19 protein-coding genes and 2 pseudogenes are annotated in these 18,282 nt (G+C 52.1%); 4 read left to right on the top strand and 17 right to left on the bottom strand.

What is annotated here, in order from left to right; genetic code table 11:
- Nucleotides 1–244: 244 nt before the first annotated feature.
- From NI20_RS0111555 to NI20_RS0111545, 3 genes are read left to right on the top strand one after another with little or no spacing between them, the layout of a single operon-like run.
- Nucleotides 245–619: a desulfoferrodoxin family protein gene (locus NI20_RS0111555; protein WP_033121553.1), complete on the top strand. Its 375-nt coding sequence runs from the start codon at nucleotides 245–247 to the stop codon at nucleotides 617–619.
- Nucleotides 620–634: 15 nt separating this feature from the next.
- Nucleotides 635–1,198: an alkyl hydroperoxide reductase subunit C gene (gene ahpC, locus NI20_RS0111550; protein WP_033121552.1), complete on the top strand. Its 564-nt coding sequence runs from the start codon at nucleotides 635–637 to the stop codon at nucleotides 1,196–1,198.
- On the top strand, nucleotides 1,198–2,823 hold the full coding sequence (locus NI20_RS0111545; RefSeq protein ID WP_033121551.1) for an FAD-dependent oxidoreductase: 1,626 nt from the start codon (nucleotides 1,198–1,200) through the stop codon (nucleotides 2,821–2,823). The genes ahpC and NI20_RS0111545 overlap by 1 nt, the downstream gene beginning before the upstream one ends.
- Nucleotides 2,824–3,097: 274 nt before the next feature.
- Here the strand turns inward: NI20_RS0111545 and NI20_RS0111540 are convergent, their stop codons facing one another.
- From NI20_RS0111540 to NI20_RS0111490, 14 genes and pseudogenes are all read right to left on the bottom strand, one after another.
- Nucleotides 3,098–3,721: a hypothetical protein gene (locus tag NI20_RS0111540; RefSeq protein WP_052084644.1), complete on the bottom strand. Its 624-nt coding sequence runs from the start codon at nucleotides 3,719–3,721 to the stop codon at nucleotides 3,098–3,100.
- A 241-nt stretch (nucleotides 3,722–3,962) separates the two neighbouring features.
- Nucleotides 3,963–4,832: a KilA-N domain-containing protein gene (locus tag NI20_RS0111535; protein WP_033121550.1), complete on the bottom strand. Its 870-nt coding sequence runs from the start codon at nucleotides 4,830–4,832 to the stop codon at nucleotides 3,963–3,965.
- Nucleotides 4,833–5,294 carry a low molecular weight protein-tyrosine-phosphatase gene (locus NI20_RS0111530; protein WP_033121549.1) on the bottom strand — a complete coding sequence of 154 codons (462 nt, stop codon included), beginning with the start codon at nucleotides 5,292–5,294 and terminating at the stop codon, nucleotides 4,833–4,835.
- 88 nt (nucleotides 5,295–5,382) lie between these two features.
- Nucleotides 5,383–5,718: pseudogene (locus NI20_RS16040) on the bottom strand (DUF1016 N-terminal domain-containing protein); the annotation flags it as partial.
- 142 nt (nucleotides 5,719–5,860) lie between these two features.
- On the bottom strand, nucleotides 5,861–6,784 hold the full coding sequence (locus tag NI20_RS0111525; RefSeq protein WP_033121548.1) for a DUF4300 family protein: 924 nt from the start codon (nucleotides 6,782–6,784) through the stop codon (nucleotides 5,861–5,863).
- Between the two features lie 118 nt (nucleotides 6,785–6,902).
- Complete coding sequence (locus NI20_RS0111520; RefSeq protein WP_033121547.1) at nucleotides 6,903–7,121, bottom strand: hypothetical protein; 219 nt, start codon at nucleotides 7,119–7,121, stop codon at nucleotides 6,903–6,905.
- A gap of 213 nt (nucleotides 7,122–7,334) precedes the next feature.
- Nucleotides 7,335–8,081, bottom strand: a complete 747-nt coding sequence (locus NI20_RS0111515) for a metallophosphoesterase (protein WP_033121546.1) — start codon at nucleotides 8,079–8,081, stop codon at nucleotides 7,335–7,337.
- Complete coding sequence (locus NI20_RS16035; RefSeq protein ID WP_369699416.1) at nucleotides 8,078–9,139, bottom strand: recombinase family protein; 1,062 nt, start codon at nucleotides 9,137–9,139, stop codon at nucleotides 8,078–8,080. Before NI20_RS16035 ends, NI20_RS0111515 begins: the two co-directional genes overlap by 4 nt.
- A gap of 48 nt (nucleotides 9,140–9,187) precedes the next feature.
- Nucleotides 9,188–9,730: pseudogene (locus tag NI20_RS16030) on the bottom strand (recombinase family protein); the annotation flags it as partial.
- Nucleotides 9,727–10,476 (bottom strand): recombinase family protein, encoded by a 750-nt coding sequence (locus NI20_RS14325; RefSeq protein ID WP_052084642.1) that lies wholly within the window; start codon nucleotides 10,474–10,476, stop codon nucleotides 9,727–9,729. The gene NI20_RS14325 and the pseudogene NI20_RS16030, both read right to left, overlap by 4 nt.
- Nucleotides 10,476–12,065 carry a recombinase family protein gene (locus NI20_RS0111500; protein WP_033121544.1) on the bottom strand — a complete coding sequence of 530 codons (1,590 nt, stop codon included), beginning with the start codon at nucleotides 12,063–12,065 and terminating at the stop codon, nucleotides 10,476–10,478. Before NI20_RS0111500 ends, NI20_RS14325 begins: the two co-directional genes overlap by 1 nt.
- A 73-nt stretch (nucleotides 12,066–12,138) precedes the next feature.
- The gene (locus tag NI20_RS15450) at nucleotides 12,139–12,282 is read right to left on the bottom strand and encodes a hypothetical protein (protein WP_197055392.1); all 144 of its coding nucleotides are present in this window, start codon (nucleotides 12,280–12,282) and stop codon (nucleotides 12,139–12,141) included.
- Between the two features lie 102 nt (nucleotides 12,283–12,384).
- Nucleotides 12,385–12,792 (bottom strand): hypothetical protein, encoded by a 408-nt coding sequence (locus NI20_RS0111495; RefSeq protein WP_033121543.1) that lies wholly within the window; start codon nucleotides 12,790–12,792, stop codon nucleotides 12,385–12,387.
- A complete protein-coding gene (locus NI20_RS0111490) occupies nucleotides 12,789–14,303 on the bottom strand; it encodes a DNA methylase (RefSeq protein WP_033121542.1) in 1,515 nt (504 codons plus the stop codon). The genes NI20_RS0111495 and NI20_RS0111490 overlap by 4 nt, the downstream gene beginning before the upstream one ends.
- Before the next feature lie 162 nt (nucleotides 14,304–14,465).
- Here NI20_RS0111490 and NI20_RS0111485 point away from each other — a divergent pair, with 162 nt between their 5' ends.
- Nucleotides 14,466–14,726, top strand: coding sequence for a hypothetical protein (locus tag NI20_RS0111485; protein ID WP_033121541.1), 261 nt, complete (start codon nucleotides 14,466–14,468; stop codon nucleotides 14,724–14,726).
- A 529-nt stretch (nucleotides 14,727–15,255) separates the two neighbouring features.
- Here NI20_RS0111485 and NI20_RS0111480 read toward each other — a convergent pair.
- The 3 genes from NI20_RS0111480 to tnpB form a co-directional block, all read right to left on the bottom strand.
- The gene (locus NI20_RS0111480; protein WP_156108637.1) at nucleotides 15,256–15,759 is read right to left on the bottom strand and encodes an RNA polymerase sigma factor; all 504 of its coding nucleotides are present in this window, start codon (nucleotides 15,757–15,759) and stop codon (nucleotides 15,256–15,258) included.
- A 134-nt stretch (nucleotides 15,760–15,893) separates the two neighbouring features.
- Nucleotides 15,894–17,543 carry an IS66 family transposase gene (locus tag NI20_RS0111475; RefSeq protein ID WP_242842992.1) on the bottom strand — a complete coding sequence of 550 codons (1,650 nt, stop codon included), beginning with the start codon at nucleotides 17,541–17,543 and terminating at the stop codon, nucleotides 15,894–15,896.
- Between the two features lie 83 nt (nucleotides 17,544–17,626).
- Nucleotides 17,627–17,983, bottom strand: a complete 357-nt coding sequence (gene tnpB, locus NI20_RS0111470) for an IS66 family insertion sequence element accessory protein TnpB (protein ID WP_033121540.1) — start codon at nucleotides 17,981–17,983, stop codon at nucleotides 17,627–17,629.
- Nucleotides 17,984–18,282 lie beyond the last annotated feature (299 nt).

The following is an 18,282-nucleotide window of genomic DNA, read 5'->3' as shown; positions in this document are numbered from 1 at the left end:
CCCTCCCGGCCCGGATTGGCGATTTCTGTCCGGCTGAAATTGGCTGTTTTCTCCCGGCTCAAAATGGCGATTTTCTCCCGGCGCTAACACCGATCAAAAAGGCAGCCAGTGCATAAGGGATAAATCCCTTTTTATAAGCGTTGTTCTGTTCCATGTTTTGTACTCCTTTTTCGGTAGTGTGCCCTTCTGACCGTGTATTATTTGCATTGCTCAGGACACACTTTTCTTAGAAGGAGGCGATTCCATGAAGCAGAAATTCTATATTTGCAGGCATTGCGGCAATATAATCGCTATGCTCCGGGATAAGGGTGTTCCGGTCTACTGCTGCGGCGAGGAAATGCAGGAAATCACACCCGGTACCACCGAAGCATCCACAGAAAAGCATATCCCCGTTTATGAAGTTAGGAACGGTATTGTCCATGTCACAGTCGGGTCCGTTGAACATCCTATGACCAAGGACCACTATATCGAATGGGTCTGTCTGGAAACAGAGCACGGCATTCAGTATGCCCATTTGGATCCGGACGACAAGCCAAAGGCAAAGTTCGCCCTTTGCGAGGGTGATGAAGTCAGGGCCATTTATGCATTCTGCAATCAACATGATCTTTGGAAGAACTAAAGGAGACGCCATATTATGTCAATGATCAACAAAGAAGTTTCCGATTTCCGCACCTATGCATTCCACGAGAACGATTTCAAATTCGTATCCAAGGAAGATATTCTTGGCAAGTGGAGCGTGTTTTTCTTCTATCCCGCGGACTTTACCTTTGTCTGCCCCACAGAGTTGGAGGACCTGGCGGACAAATACGAGCAGTTCAAAGCTATTGGCTGCGAGGTATATTCTGTGTCCACTGATACCCATTTTGTCCACAAGGCATGGCATGACGCGTCCGAGCGGATCAAGAAGATCAACTATCCCATGCTGGCAGACCCCACCCACGCGATTTCCAAAGATTTTGAAGTACTGATCGAATCCGATGGTCTTGCCGAGCGTGGCACCTTCATCATCAATCCTGAGGGTAAAATCGTTGGCTACGAGGTGACTGCCGGCAATGTGGGCCGAAACGCCGAGGAGCTGCTGCGAAAGGTACAGGCCTGCCAGTTTGTCCACGCCCACGGCGATCAGGTATGCCCGGCCAACTGGAAGCCCGGTGCAGAAACCCTGAAGCCCAGTCTGGATCTGGTTGGTCAGCTGTAATGAAGAATCTGTACGATGTGGTCGTGGTGGGCGGCGGCCCAGCAGGACTCACCGCCGCCCTTTATCTTGCCCGGGCAAAATACCGAGTACTGGTTTTGGAAAAGGAACAGTTCGGTGGACAGATCACCATCACCCATGAGGTAGTCAACTATCCAGGCATTGCCAAAACCAGCGGCAAAGCCCTTACCGACACGATTCAGAAGCAGGCGGAAGCCTTTGGCGCAGAGTTTGTTCTGGCAGAAGTAACCGGATTTGACCTTTCTGGTGATCTGAAGACGGTACGCACCAACCGGGGCGATTACCGCTGCTTTGGTGTACTGCTGGCCACCGGTGCCCATCCCAGAACGGTCGGGTTCAAGGGTGAGGAAGAACACAAGGGCCGAGGGGTCGCCTATTGTGCTACCTGCGATGGTGAGTTCTTTACCGGCAAGGAAGTGTTCGTGGTGGGCGGCGGCTATGCCGCGGCGGAAGAAAGCGTGTTTCTGACTAAATTCGCCCGGCATGTGACGATACTCATCCGCAAGGATGACTTTTCCTGTGCAGCGTCCGTTGCAGATCAGGCAAAAAACCACGAAAGAATCACAGTTCTGACCAATACTGTCATGGAAGAAGTATCCGGCGAAAATGGCCTGACTTATGCCAGATACAAAAATACCGCCACCGGAGAAGTGACGGAAGTGGAGAGCCCCAATGGAGAGAGCTTCGGTGTGTTCGTATTTGCCGGGTATGCGCCTGCTACGGAGCTTGTCAAAGGCACGGTGGACCTGAATGAACAGGGGTATATCGTCACCGATGCCTCGCAGAAAACCAGTGCTGACGGTGTATACGCTGCGGGAGATGTATGCATCAAGCCTTTGCGGCAGGTGGTCACAGCTACCAGCGACGGCGCTCTGGCCGCGACAGAGTTGGAAAAATATGTAGCCTCCATGCAGCAAAAGACCGCCCTGCGTGCAGATGCACCTGTGCAAAAGCCCTGCCAATCCACTGACGAAATTGGAGCGCAGGAAACAAGTGCGTCCGGCGATCTGTTTACCGCTGAGATGCGTCAGCAGCTAGATACGGTATTTGCCCGGATGGAAAGTCCTCTTCTGCTAAAGCTGTATCTGGATGACCGTCCTGTGTCGGCAGAACTGGAACACTTCATCACCGCCTTGGCGGAGTTGTCCGCCAAGCTTACGGTTTCTGTTATGGAAAGAAACGCATCCTCAGAGAGCGCTCCCTGCGTCACAGTATGCAAACCCGACGGAACGGAAACAGGCCTGGCCTTCCACGGTGTCCCCAGTGGTCACGAATTCACCTCCTTTGTACTGGGACTGTACAATGCCGCAGGCCCCGGGCAGGCAATCGGCAGCGATACAATGCAGCAAATAGCCTCAATCACAAACACCGTGAACATGAAGATTCTTGTCACACTGTCGTGTACCATGTGTCCGGATCTGGTGGTGGCGGCCCAGCACATTGCGGCAGAAAATCCCCGTATCACAGCACATGTATATGATATTCGCCATTTTGAAAACTTGAAAGAACGTTATAAAGTCATGAGCGTCCCTTGTCTTGTGATAAATGATGATGAAATTTCATTTGGAAAAAAGAATATGGAGCAGATTCTTCAATTGATTCTATAATGACCGAAGATTCTTGCAAGGTGGTCAGAAAATGAGCCCTGTTGGAAAATTCCAACAGGGCTTAAATATGCTTCCTATATTTAGAGCAACTCTAATTAAAAAGTAAAAACGGGTGAGTCCTTTAATGACTCACCCGTGTCAGGCGGCTTCAATTCGGATATTTACGTTTTCAAACCCGAATCGGAAACCAGCAGGACCGAATCAGATTCGGGGGCAAGGAGCAGCAGAATGAGCACACAACGAGTTGTAGCATTACAATAGCATCTAAGCAAAGTTATTGATTATCTTCAATGCTCTCTACTGCCTCAAAAATCACTGCCTGAGGAAGCCCGTTATCAGACCGCTCCATCATTGCCACAACCATCAATTTCCCACCTAAAAGCTTTATTTGATGATGATTAAGAAGTACGCAGATTTTCGATAGCCAATCAGGGAATTTTTGTTGTATTTCTTCTAATGGCTTAACCGCTGAAAATGGATTTTGCGCATGCATCATTCCTCCGCATATCTCATATATGCGAATCAGCTCATCTTTTGTTAGATAACCACTTTCAATATTCTTCCACTCATCATACTCATTTTCTTTATGAATTAGCATTGTTGGAACAGGATAGAAATCAGGGTTTATTCGTTCTAAATCCCTCATTATCCGCTCAGCATGATAGTGTTTTGCAAATTTTGCATTTTGCTCTGCATATGCTTCCTTGTTAGCCACCAAAGACATAAGCATTATTTTTTCGAGTATTTTTCTAAATTGCAAGCAGATAGTTTCTACTTCAATTATCAAATACCTCTCAGTAGTTTTTTTGTTAAGGTGATCCGCGATAACACCGATTCGCCGTTTAATCTCATATAGGCAGTCATGGTATAGGCCTAACTCTACTTTATAATCACCCATATTATCTCTCTTTCTGATTGCGTTTTAAGTTGATGTTTTTGCAAACTATATAGTATAGATGCTACATTTCAAAACGCCAACTGCAGAAAACATCGCACTATCGCTGTTAAAATAGGGTTCAGTCTGATAAGAAATTAATGACTCAAAAACCAAGTCGGTAAAATCTTGATGAATTTTTGTCCACTTAATTTGTGCAACAAGTTGCTGCACAAATCGTTGACTTAAGATAAACGCTGTCAGTTTATTTGCTTTCCTTCTTCGGTAGCTCACCGTAGGGCCTAAGCTCGTCGATGCGATGATCTCCTACAAGTGATTGCATCATCTGTTTTGCGCTGGCATTCAATCGGAGAAGTCTATCGCCTTGAGGGACACCTTGGCGAATCAACTCCGCATTGATACTTTTGAGGTTTGCAAGGACAATCAACTGTTGGAGGCTTGCTTCGTCCCGAATATTTCCCTTGGAGTCCGAATGTGTTTGTCGCCACTCTTTTGCCGTAATACCGAACAGGGCAACGTTTAGCACATCCGCTTCATTGGCATAGGTAAAACTCTGACGCTGCGGTGTCACATCTGGCGGAATCAGTACATCTTTGATTGCATCCGTGTGAATACGGTAATTGATTTTCGCAAGTGTCCGATTTAAGTTCCATCCCAGCGCAAGACGGCTATTTTCATCATTCTTCAGACGCTGATAGTCCTTGATGATATACAGCTTGAATTCTGCGGAGATCCAAGAAGCAAATTCAAATGCAATGTCCTTCTGTGCAAATGTTCCACCGTAACGTCCTGCCTTGGAGATAATGCCGATTGCGCCAGTAGCGCCGATCCATTTCTTCGGGGACATGGTGAAAGCGTTCGAGCCCGCCTGTGTTCTAAACCCGTCGAATTCGACGGGTTTAAATTCCGGGTTATTGAGTTGTTCCCACAGTCCAAGAAATTCAATCGTGTCACGATTGCGCATCCAGTTTTTAATTACATCATCTGGTGCATCGCTCTTATAGCGTGCAATATCTGTCAGGGAAATGTAGTCATCGCTGTCACCACTGGAAAGCACTGCGATGTCGGTGCCTTTGGCATGAATATTATCTCTGAACTTCTTCGATGTGGGCATTTATTGCACCTCATTTCTTACAATTGAATCCAGCAAGCCCTGACACCCCGACAGCACATCCTGCCACGTTGCCTCGAAATCGCCCGTGTACCAAGGGTCGGCAACATCGCCGGGGCGGTCGGTGTAGTCCATCAAGAGGCGGAGCTTGCCATCCGGGGCGCCGCCGCAGATGCGGTGCATATTCCGCAGGTTTGCGCTGTCCATGCCAATCAGCAGGTCGTACTTGTCGTAGTCCTGATTGGTGAGCTGCCGCGCTGCGTGGCCGTCGCAGGAGATCCCGTGCTCGGATAGCTTGCGCCGCGCCGGAGGATAGACAGGATTGCCGATCTCTTCTCGGCTGGTCGCTGCCGACTCGATATGGAATTGTGACGCCAGCCCAGCCTTCTTGACCAAGTCCTTCATCACGAACTCCGCCATCGGGCTGCGGCAGATGTTGCCATGGCACACAAAGAGTATCTTCATCGCACGTCTTCTCCTGCGTTACTTCTTTTTCTTCAGTATAGCAGGAAAGTGCCTGTTCGTCGAGAGAAGAATGCAGCCACGCTTGAGATTCTATGGCTTCCAGCAGTTTCGCTTTCTTCCAGCCGAAGCGCAGCACGGCTCGAATGTACCACGCTCGCTCTTCGTTGCTGCTGCACCGCTCTAAAATCGCCACATTCTGCGTCCAGCCGAGGCTCATCGCCAGCTGCATGATTTCAGGGGATTCCTCGTAGGCTGCGTAAAACGCCCGCATACGGCGCAGGTTACGGGGAGAAAATCCCTCGGCATCAGGATAGGTCATTTGCAGGTACTCAGACGCCGCAACAGCCGCACCTTTCTCTGCTCTGCCGCTGACCAGCCGACCAATTTCACAGTACAATTCCATTTGCGAATGTTGTGCTGCCATAAGATTGTCCAGTTCAGAAAACAAGATGCTGTAATCTATGGGTTTGCGGATGTTCATGGGCTTTCTCCTTTCCGGTGCTGTGCGCTTATTCTGTAAAGTAGCAGCAGCGGAATGGCAATGCCATCCCGCTGCTGTTTCAATTTTAAGGATTTGCTTCTTCCAGAGGATTCGGTCGGTATCCGTCCATCAGAGTATCGTTCTCCATGATAAAGGGCCGCGTCGTATCCTGGCCCCAGGAAGTATCGTATTTTTCCATCAGATAGTTGCTCAATTCTGCGCGGTTTTGAAGTTTCACTAAACGATACGGCTCCTGGAATGCCACCTTTTCGATGAAGTACAGCGAACCGTCCTCCGCAGGCAACAGCACGCCGACATGACCAATGAAGAGCGTGTTGTCCTCATCCGAGAATTTATCGTGGAAGACAACAGAGATCATGCTTGCCCTGCTGTCTGCAAACGCGATACCACGGGCTGCCCAGCCCTCCTGAAGCGCTTTGACCTGCGCTTCGACCTCTGTGCTGTCTGCGGCATTCACCGGTGCGAACAGCGCGCAGAATTTGGCGGTGCTGCCCCCGCAGAGTGCGTCAGGATCGGCGGAAATGGTTTCAAGATCTGTAAAGAGGGAATCCTCGCCCTGCGTTTCCGGCTGGTCGGCCCCTGCTGTAATAAACTCGCTGAACAGGCCAAAGGCCGTGATACGGCAGTTATAACCGGGAAAGCTGCCGTTTGCCGCCGTCCATTCATCCTGCATTTCGTAGGGGTCATACTTGGTGTCGGTCGGCGCGGCGCTCTCGAAGCCATCGGTCAGCCATTCGCTCTTGACGCTGGCGTTGAACTGTTCCACCCGATCCATCAGAGCGGTAATGCGTGATTCTTCGATTCCCGCATCCGTGAGAAGCTCGGAAAGCTGTTTGCGGGAATCCTCATCGATCAGGTTGGAATATTCCACAGCCTCCAGCGCAGGCTGCTCTGTAGCCGTTTTTTCCTGCTTGCCGCAGCCGGTCGCCGTGGCAAAGAGCATAAGGGTGCATAGCGCAAGCGCCGCGGCTCGAATTTGTTTTTTCATAGAGTCACCTTTCTGCAAATCTTGTAGATATTTGTCTTACTGCCTAAACCAAGCATTTAGTATGATAGCACGCCGGCAGAGAAAGTCCACAGGAATTTGAAGGAAGGCTGTTTCGCGCTCACACCGCAATGACGCTCGTTACCGGCAGTCTCTTCAACCGAATGCCATGATCACGCTCGAGTTCTTCTAAAAATTCATCGATTTTAGGGTCTCCTACTATATTACCTTTATACTTTGCCCTCATGCACTTGCGAACAGTTTCCTTTTCTTCCTCTGACAATGTATCATAGAAAAAGAAGATGTCTCCTTGAATGCTGAGTTCCATTAACGTATCCATATCTCTATTCGCTCCTGTTCTTTTGTTGCTTCCAGTATATCAGGCCACGGATCTACAGTCTATCAAAAGGAAGCATCGAAAGCATTCTTCTACTTTTCCAACAGATCCGCTCAACTTGCAAGCCGTTACTCGGTTTTTCTACTCTGCTGCAAAGCCGCAAAGGAAAAAGCGGCGCTGCACCGCTCTTTCCTTTACTGCCTTTTCCACCAGATCTTAGCAGATCTGCACGATCTGCTCCCACAGCAGGATGTGCTTTTCATCAACGGCTTTGTTGTCATGATAGTGGCCGAACAGCCAGTAGTGGTATTTTGTTCTTTCCCGTACATCTTGCAGGAAGTCCGTGAGCCGATCTGCCTCGTTGTGACGGGTCTCCATGAGGGCAATGCTGGTGGGGGCGCAGTGTGTGATGATGTAGTCCACCGCCCAGCCGACCGCGTCGAGGTTTCGCCGTGCCTCGGTGTATTCTTCATCGGAGGGAAGCTCCTGCGCCCACCAAGAAACGTGGTTGACGCGGTATCTCGCTCTGGGCTTGCGCTGGAGCATCGTGAGCCTTCGCTCAAAATCCGGAGCGTCCGGCTCCAGAATCCCATCCTCAATGTCGTGGCTTTTTGCGCCGCCCATGGTGAAGAAGCGGTAACTCTCCAGCTCGAAGATCTGGCCGCGCATCAGGTGCAGCACATGAGAGCGAACGCGATGCACCTTGCCGCCGCGCCAATCGTCCACCGGATATCGTTCCAGCGCGTCATAGTTTTCATGGTTGCCGCAGACGAAGGCCAGTGTGAAGGGCAGGCGTTCCAGCCAGTCCAGCGTTTCATCGTCGCGGCTGTCGCCAAACCACACGCCGCCGAAGTCTCCGGTGATGATGACCACATCGTCCTTCGTCATGTTTGCTTGTTCCGGGAAGCATTCCGATTGGAAACGCCGGAAGTTTCCGTGACAGTCGCCAGTCACATAAATCATATGAATTTCCTCCTCTTAGGTTGGTCTACGGTCTGTTCGATTTCTACGCCGTTGCGGAAGGTGACCTTGATGCGGTTGCCTGCCAGAACGGTGACCTTTTCCAGCATCTGATAGACTACGCCATCGTCCCACTCTGTAATTCCCATGGTCACCGCGGTCATTGCCGAGGCTGCCGCATGGATACGGCGACCGATCTGCTCCTGCTCCTGCCGGATACTGAGGATAGCGGCCTTTCGGCGTTTCAGTTCCTCCATTGTGGTGGAGATGGCACGGAAACGCTCGGCGTATTCGTCCACGTCACCATTTGCCGCCTCTGCCAGAAGCATATCGAACTGTTTGCCCAACTCCGTGACCGCTCGGTCAATGTCTCCGAGGCTCATGCTTTCACCGGGGACCGGAGCCAATTCCTGCTCCATCGCATCCACAAGCTGGTCCGCCAGCACCTTGCGCCCCGACATGGAGGCGTTGATGGCTGCCAGCACCGCCTGCTGGAGCGGCGCTTCGTCCAGCGTCGGAGATTCTTTGCAGTATTTCTTGCCATAATCCAAGCGGCTGCTGCAGCGCCATACGGCACGTTTCTCACCGTGCTGCGTCCACACCACTCTGCGGTATGCCGTGCCGCACTCACCGCAGAACAGCAGACCGCTGAGCGCGTACTTGCCGCTGTAGCGGCTCATACCTGTGGGGGCGCTCTTTTTCGTGCCGCCGGTCTGAGCCCGACGCCGCGCCAGCTCCATCTGCACGGCATCGAACTGTTCCCGAGAGATGATGGCCTCATGGTGATTCTGAATCAAATACATAGGCAGCTGTCCGGTATTACGGATGACCTGCTTGCTGATGCAGTCCCGAATGAAGGTCTTTTGGAGCAGGACATCACCGCAGTATTTTTCATCAGAGAGGATCGTCCGCAGGTTGGAGGTCATCCATTCCGTAGTTCCTGCCGCATTCTTAAAGCCTCCTGTTTCCAAGGTTTCCTTGATATTGCGCAGCGTCTGACCGGATAGGTACAGCTCGTAAATTTTTCGGACAGTCTCTGCCTGCTCTGCGTTGACCACCATCTCTCCGTCAGGTCCTTTTTCGTACCCCAGCAGGGTCTTATACTGGATGTTTGCCTTTCCCGTCCGCATCGCCTGATGCTTGCCCCACTTGACGCGGGAGGATATCCCTTCGCTTTCGGACTGTGCGAAGGCGCCGTGGATGGTGATAAGGAATTCGCTCTCCGGATAGATGGAGTTGATGTTCTGCTCCTCGAAGATGACCGGGATGCCCATGCTGCGCAGCTCGCGGGTATAACTCAGGGTGTCCACGGTGTTGCGGGCGAAGCGGGAGACAGATTTGGCGAGGATCATGTCGATCTTGCCCTTCCTGCACTGCCGGATCATGCGAAGAAAATCCTTGCGCTTGCAGGCGGAGGTACCGGTGATACCCTCATCCGCGAAGATATCCGCCATCGTCCAGTTGGGATTTGCCATGATCTTTTCCGTGTAGTATGCTTTCTGGTTTTCATAGCTGCCAAGCTGTTCATCTTTTTTGGTGGACACACGGCAGTATGCAGCTACCCGGAGATTTTTCTTCTTTTCCTGATCCTGCGGCGATTCCTCCTTTGCAGGGATGATAATGACCTTCGGTTCAGGGCGGGTCTGCGTCATGCATCATCACACTCCTCTAAGACTTGATTATTTTTCAGCAGGACCTTGACCGTCTTACTGCCATAAGTGATTTTCCGGACACTCTGCCGTAGAAGGTTCGCATCCAGTTCCCGCATCTTTGCCTGCTTCCCGAAGATGCTGCGGAGCCGGTGGGCTTCGTATTCCTCCATCTCTACGCTCACAAGGGTCAGTACCGCCAACTCCATTGCCTTTTGGCGCGCGATTTCTTCATCCACAGGAGGTGTCTGCAGCAGCTTGTCCAGTTCCAGCCGGCGTTGCCTGATGTCTTCCGTGGTGGGAACACCGGATGATTCTATCTTTATGAGCTGCGGATCATCGACCACCTGATTCAGTATCTTGAGGACTTTTCGTGCTACGCTGTCGGGTACGATGCCGCCGCACAGCTTGCGCAACTCCTTTTGCGCAGGTGTCTGCTTATACTCAGGGCGCATCTCTTTTCTGCGTTCCTGGGCAGCGTGGAATTGCTCCGTCGGGATGAGCGCGGGAAAATACTTCTCACCAATGTATCGGTCATCCTCTAAAATCCGTGCTACCATATTTTTGTTCCAAGGCTTGTCCACATCGTAGGGAATATCCTCCGTCTGAAGCTGCTCGGCAAGCTGCTTGAAGGAGGCTCCGGCGAGATATTGCAGGTAGATGCTCCGTACCGTTTCCGCCTCCTGCGGCTGCGGTACGATCTCACCTAATTCCATTTTGTAGCCGAATGGCTGTTTTCGTTTTCCCATTACCTTTGTGTCCTTTCTATTTTTTCTGTGACCTCCAGCCCGTTGAGAAGCCGGAAGCACAGTTTTTCATTGTTTATGACCACGATTTTCTCGACCAGGTCGCTGAATAGCTGATCATCGAAGGCGTCCAGCCAGTCCGGCCCACTTTCAAGAACATCCAGCATATCCTGTGTCTGCTGAATGGTGTGGTTCTCCTCAGACCGCAGGATGCGTTCCTTTTGGAGCTTTAGTTCCCGGCGGCGCTCCGCAAGCAGATTGCCGCGGGATATAAAAATGTCAGGATCGACGCTGCCCTGCTGCTTGAGCTGGGTCAGAAGTCGTTCCTGACTGGCAATATCCGATATTTGTTTGTTGATCTCCACGATGTTTTCACTCCAGAGAAGGCTGCCGGTTCTGGCAGCATGGAGATCAGAGATGAGCTGGGTGAGAATACCCACACCATAGTGTTTGATTCTGTAATATAGACTGAGAAACGCCTTGTGAATCTGTGTCTTACTCAGGCGAGGCGTTTCACATTTAGCTGTTCCTCGATTTTTAGCTTGACACTCATAGCTGTCCATGCCTTGATTGGAAATAATCCGGTATGGGCTGCCGCACACTCCGCAAACCAATTTTTGCCTTATGGGATCTGCGCTGCTGTTTTTTGAAATCACTCGTGACGCACGCAGTCTTTGCGCTTTTTGGAATGTCTCCCGGTCAATAATCGCCGGGTGCGTCTGTTCAAGAAAATATTGAATCTTTTCACCTTTGTTTTTCTTCGGCTTACGCGGAAGTGTCTGTGTTTGATACGTTTTTTGCCAAAGGGAATCTCCGATGTATCGTTCATTGGACAAAATATATTCAATCGTACTGCAGCGCCAATGCTGGGTTTTAGATGTAGACCGAAGGGGAATATTCAGCCTGTTCAAGTCATCTGCTATGGATTGGATACCCTTGCCCGCAAGATAATCTGCAAAGATTTTTCTGATAATTTCTGCTTCTTCGGGAATGATTTCTGTTTCATTCTCATTCAAACGATATCCGTATGCGGTTGAAGACGGGATGAATTTCCCGGATTGCATACGCACCCGGTAACTCCACCGCATTCGTTCAGAGATGGCTTCGCTTTCACGCTGGGCCAGCGCCGCGAACATGGCGATAAGAACTTCGCCGGACACCTGCGCGGTGTCAATATTCTGTTCCTCGAAGTAGACGCTGACGCCCAGCGCAGCTAATTCCCGCACCGCCTCCAGACTCTCTTTGGTATTGCGAGCAAAACGTGAGGAGGACTTCACAAGGATGCGGTCAATGCGCCCTTTCCGGCAGTCCTCCATCATCCGCAGGAAGTCATCCCGCTTGTCTATGGACGTACCGGTGATGCCCTGATCGGCGTATATGTCCGCCAGCTCCCAATCGGGGTTATCTGTGATGAGTTTGGAGAAGTAGGCATTCTGCGCGGCAAAGGAGTGCTTCTGATCCTCGGAGTTGGAGCTGACACGGGCGTATGCCGCCACGCGGAGCTTTCTGGTGTTTTCCTGACTTGCTGCAGGAATCGTAATGACCCGCGGAGCCATGGCCAGAGAACCGTTGGTTTTCTCCTTGCCGCTCATTTGTTGTCACCTCCTGTCAGCAACACACAATACCATGAAGCATCCGCAATAGCTATACCTAAAAGCGAAGAAATCAAAGAGAAATAATGATGTCCGCGCCAAGCTGTACCATCAGACGCGCGGCGATCTTTTTAGCCTCGCTGCCGCTGACCAGTCCCTGCTCCCGCAGACCGCGGAGCAGGGTGACGATGCCGAGATAATCTGCGTTTGGATTCATTCGAATTCCTCCTCTTTCTTTGATTTAATTTGAATGATAATGAAAACTCCCAAGCCCACTTTTACAAATGGGTTTGGAAGTTTTCGTTATGATATTTCTTTTTTATGGGATGGTCTCGATACTGAAAACATCCGCAATGGGAATACACCGCCGGTCCGCCATCTGGATCACGCCGTTGACCGCGTCGATGCGCTTAACCTCGCCGGTGACGGTCTGATAGCTGCCGCCATTCTTTCGCTCATCCGGCACAAAGTAGGTGATGGACGCAGTGGGCCTGCCGGGAAGCAGCTCCTGGAGACGCTGCAATTCCGCGTCCACTCGCGCCATTTCGTATTCGTCCAGTTCGACACGGCGGTCCGTCAGCCGCCTGGTTTCCTCAATGGCGGCGCTGTGACCAGTCAAAGCGGCAAAGGGTGAAAACTGCGCCGCACGGTCATAGAGCGACATCCGTGGATGTTTTGGCGAATCCGGATGGGACAGGCGAATGATGTCATCGTATTGTCCGCTCAAGCCTTATGCCCTCCAATCTGCTTATTCCGTTCTTTGGCGGTGGCGCCATCCAGATAGCTTCTGCCATTCAAAATAGCATTCTTGCCGAACTTCTTTTTAATGTCGAGCATGGCTTCCTGAATTTTGCGCTCTCGCTCCAACTGAGCCGATTCCTCCTGCAGTCGTTGCTCCTGTACCTCGATATTATCGAACAGGTTAAACTGCACCGGAGCTTCCGGCTCCTGCTGTGCCGTATCTTCGCCCACCAGCCGATTGGCGGTGATGGTAAGTCTTCGAATAGACAGCTTCGGATTGACCTTTGTATCATAAACGCCAAGAACGGCGTCCGTGATGCTCCGGGCTGATGAGGTTTTTCTCGGCAGATTTGCTGTTCCGTGGGTGTGCTTGGGGATCTTTCTGCCATAGCGGTCTGTCACAATCTCGCCGTGATAGCTGCCGCCTGCTGTGTTTTCAATGTCATACCCCACAGTCAGGGTCAACTGATCCGTCACCAGCTTCTTTTCCAGCAGATCCAGCGCGACGGCTTCCGCCATTTCCCGCACCACCAGCCGTGCTTTCTCAAAGGAATATGGGCACTGCAAAACCTGTCCGGAGCAGATGCTGTTCGTTTCCGGCCGGTATGCCTTGATATCCTGCATCCGGCATGGCTCCCAGCCCCACGCATGGTCGATGAGGAGTTCAGCGTTGATGCCGAACATCCGATAGAGCAGTTCTTCATTATAGTATTCGTTTGGCTTGCCGATAGAGCACCTTGCAACATCCCCCATGGTGTAGATGCCGATGGCTTCCAGCTTCTTTGCATAACCGCGCCCAACACGCCAGAAATCCGTCAGCGGGCGGTGCTCCCAAAGCTGCTCACGGTAGCTCATTTCGTCAAGCGCCGCAATGCGGACACCATCTTTGTCCGGTTGAACGTGCTTCGCCATAATGTCCATAGCGACCTTGCAGAGATAGAGATTGCTGCCGATGCCCGCCGTGGCTGTGATGCCCGTGGTGTGCAGGACGTCCGAGATCATAACCTTTGCCAACTCACGGGCGGTCATGTGGTAAGTTTGCAGATAGTTCGTCACATCCATCATCACCTCGTCGATGGAATAGACATGAATGTCCTCCGGGGCGATGTATTTCAGGTATACGTTGTAGATCTGGGTGCTGACCTGGATGTATTTTGCCATTCGAGGAGGGGCAATGAGATAATCTACTTCTCTGGATGGATCAACCGCCAGTTCATTGGCGTTGAAGCTCTTTTCGGAAAGGCAGCCAGCTTTGCGCCACCGTTCCGCGTTGACTTCCTTGACACGCTCCACCACTTCAAAAAGCCGTGCTCTGCCGGAGATGCCGTATGCCTTTAGGGATGGGGACACGGCAAGGCAGATGGTTTTCTCCGTCCGGCTGGCGTCAGCCACCACCAGATTGGTGGTCAGAGGGTCGAGCCCACGCTCCATGCATTCTACGGAGGCGTAGAAAGATTTCAGGTCAATGGCGATATATGTCCGTCCGCTCTGCTGCATAGCGCGCCTCCTCGTCCTTAGTGTCTATCAGTATATCATGCCACCGTAAATCGAACAAGTGTTTGCGACAAACTTTTGAGAGGAAACTTGTGGAAACAGCCCATTTTCAAAACAAGGGCACCGTGTTACAATGATGCCTGTTTGTGGAATGGGAGGGAAAACATGTTCTATACAACGGAAGAAGCCGCCATCGTCTGCGGCTTTCTGAACTTATATCTGAATCGGACCAGCGTGGATGTCTCTGTGCGGAGACGCAACGCGGCATTCCAGCTTAGCGCTGCAGCGGAAACGCTGCAGCCAGAGGACTACCGATGGGCGGAGAAAGTTCTCCACTTCCTTAAGCCCTGTTGGTGGCAACTGCATGAGGATCATCGAGCCTTGGAAAATGCGCTTTTGAAAACACACCTCTTAGCTCAGAGATAAAAAACGAGGGCCGCCCCTGTCTTGGTTGGAAGCATACTGCTATACCTGAATATGGAGCGGCCCTCGCCGTTTCTGAAATTTTCTTTTGCTCAGTCCTATTCGACACTACTTCCCGGACTGTCGGGCGGTTAAACGAACCGGCGCCTGGCAGCGCCCATCGGGAATCTCACCCCTCAGAGGATCTCTCCGAGCTGCCCCCATTGCTTGCGGCTGTGGCTGGACAGAATGTACCATTATAGGCTGACGGGATCATTGCAAGACAGGCTGCCATGCCTGCTTTTGGCTGGGTGAGTTTCGCTTGGCACCTTATACATCTGGCCGTCATTTACGCCGGAAGACCGGCGCAGGTGGTCCTGGCGCACCCGCCGCATCGCTGTTCCCCCTCGTCAGGGGACCGTCAGCTGATGTTATTCGTCACCGGATATAGCCGCTGTTGTATCGGCGTTTTTCAAAGAGCAAGCCCCGTCAAGCATTCTGACGGGAAAAGGGCTTGTACCCCTTCACTCTCTTAGGCGATAAGAAGCGAAAACTATAACCACTTTTCCAAAATTTCTTGAAAATCTTTTGGAGCGCACTCTTTCAAAGATTTTCTCAGCTTCCTTAAAATGCGGTCGCGGCGTTTCCGATACCCCGGCTGTGAGATTCCTGCTGCTTTTGCGCATTCTGCTTCGGTCTTCATCAAAAAGAAATCCGCACGGATTAACGCTTGCTCTGCAACCTCCAGCTGGGCAAGCGCCTGATAGAGATACCGGATCATCTCTCTGTACTCCACCGCATCTTCCACGCTCATTTCTTCATCAGCAAACTGCAAACGATCTTCCTCAATGAGCCGTTCATAGGAATCCTCACGGCTGGGAATGAACCGGGCAACCTGCTTTTCGTTGTCCGCCTCAAATCGCTCGGTTTTCAATTCACTTTCAAACCGCCGCATTTGCCGGTCACTGGCTCGAAGAGCAGCCAACACCTCTGGTGTGATTTTCACGCCCGGATACATTTTTTCATAGTCCGGATAATATGTATTGGTATACGACATCTTGTCGCCTCCGTTTCTGATTTTTTGGAAAATTTCAGAAACGGGGGACTTCGACAGCGGTATCGTAAGCGTCAAACCTCCCCGCGCATAAAAGGCCGCCATCTCAAGGAGACTGTTGCTCACCGAGATGGCGGTCAATTATTTTGCAGCACATAGCATTCTTCCGGGGCATTTGCGGGAAGCAGCTTTTCAGCCCATGCTTCATCAGTTTCGCTCAGTTGCGGCGCGTTTTGCAGGAGCCATAGCAGATAACGGTACGGATCTAAGCCGTTCGCCTTCGCCGTTTCAATCAGGCTGTAGATCACGCTGCTGGCCTGTGCGCCGCCCGACGTATTGGCAAACAGCCAGTTCTTTCTGCCCATCACAAAGGGCTTGATGCTGCGCTCGGCACGGTTGTTGCTCAGCTCCAGACGGCCATCCTCCAGGTATCTCGTTAAGTACGGCCACTGCTCCTGCAAGTAATGGATCGCCTTTCCCAGCGCAGATTTCGGCGCCGTCTTCGCCTGCATCTCATTTGCCCATGACAACAACGCGTCTAAAACAGGTTTCTCCTGTTCCAGCCGCTTTTCATATCGCTCCTCTGGCGTCAGCTCTGCCAATGCCTGCTCCAGCTTGAAAAGCTGCGAGCAATAGCATTCGCCCATGGCCGCGGGAGAATCCTTCCGTTTCTCTTGCGGCAGGGTGCCCAGCGCCTCGTCAAATTTTCGCCGCGCGTGGGCCCAGCAGCCCACCACACGGATGTTACCCGGCAGCTTATGATACCCCTGGTATCCGTCTGCGTGCAGCCAGCCCGAGAATCCTTTCAGGAAAGCCTCCGCATGCTCTGCTTTTCGGGTGGGCTGGTACTCATACAGTACAATGGCCTGTTTCGCGCAGCCGCTGGTGCGGTACAGCCACATGTAGGACTTGCTGGTAGAGGAACGTCCCGGCTCTTTCAGCACCTGCAAGGTCGTCTCATCCGCGTGCAGCACCGGCTTCCTGCAAAGCTGCTCATGCAGCACATTGTAGACCGGCCGCAGCCATTTCTCCGAAGCCTTCAGCAGCCAGTTGGCCATGGTCTGCCGGGACAGCTTCAAGCCCTGACGATTGAATTCCTGTTCCAGCCGGTACAGCGGCGAGTACATGACAAACTTCTGCGCTGCCAGATATGCCACTGCCTCCGCGGAGGCAAAGCTGCCTGGCAGCAGCGCGGGCTCCTTCGCTGCCTTTACAATGTTGGCCTCGCCAGTCTCCTGCTCGCAGTTCTTGCAGGCGTAGGTGTAGTATACGTCCTCGCGTACCCAAAACTCTGCCGGCTTCATCTGCAGCGTCCGGCGCACATCCTTGCCGATCTCAACCAACTCGCTGCCACAAGCAGAGCAGATCCGTTCGTTCTCCGGCAGACGGTGCTCTACCACCTCGGTACGAGTCCCCTCCGGAACGACGTCCAGCACATTGCCGGACTGCCGCTTGCGCTCGTGTGCCTTCACAGCAACAGGCTTCTCAGCGGCGGCTTTGGTTCCGGAAACATAGGCTTCCGCCTCGTTGTAAGTAAAGCTCAGCTGCTCCATGACCATCTGCTCCGCCTGCTCCGAAGAACGGCCAAACAGCTTCTTTTTGGACAGCTTCAGCTGCTCCAGCAGCCACTCATTCTGCAGTGTCAGGCTGGTGATGACCTGCGCCTGTTCCCGTTCGCGGGCAGCAAGCTTTGCTTCCAGCTTTGCGTTCCGTGCTTTTTCCAGTTGGAGCTGCTCATATTCCGCACGGGAAATGGTTACCATTTCTTCCGTGTTGCTTGTCTGCATTTCTCTGTTTTCCATGCAAACATTATACCACAAAACACGGCAAAAAGCCAGTGTTTTCAATGGTTTCCACCTATTTTCCCTGCTCAGACAGTGGTCAATCCCGTTACCGGGCGGTGGGCCTTCGGCTGCTCGATCTGCAGCCCCTCCATGAGCCAGCGGTACTGCTGCGGCGTTAGCACCTTTACCTCGGATTCAGAGCGCGGCCACTGGTACGCGCCCTGTTCCAGTCGCTTGTACAGCAGGATGAAGCCGTCCTTTTCCCAGTACAAGCCCTTGATACGGTCTCGCCGCCGCCCGCAGAACAGGAACAGGGTGTTGGTAAATGGATCCAGTTCAAACTGCTGCTGGACGAGCCGCGCCAGGCCGTCTATGCCTTTACGCAGATCTGTGTAGCCACAGGCAATATAGACTTTATCTGCACCGGTGAAGTCGTTCAGCATAGGCGCAGAAACTCCACCAGCATTTTCAGCTGTTCCGTATCGCACCCGGGATAAATATCCAGACTGGCGTTTCCAATATGCAATGTTGCGGAACGTTCCGCAACGTTGCATGATACCTGTTTCGGTGCCGGAAGCTCTGCAAACCTGACGGCCGACACACTCGAGCACAGCTCTGTTTCAGCCAAAGCCAGCAATTCCCGTTCCCAATGTAAATTTCGGATCATGAGCACCACTTGCACGGAGATTTAGCCCCAGTGTCACGGCAAAATAGCTCCGCTGTCACGGCGGAGAGCGCCAAT

The sequence above is a fragment of the Oscillibacter sp. ER4 genome, assembly GCF_000765235.1.
GTDB lineage: Bacteria > Bacillota > Clostridia > Oscillospirales > Oscillospiraceae > Hominicoprocola > Hominicoprocola fusiformis.
The sequence above is the reverse complement of the archived record's forward strand: the minus strand, read 5'-3'. Positions and strand labels throughout refer to the sequence as shown.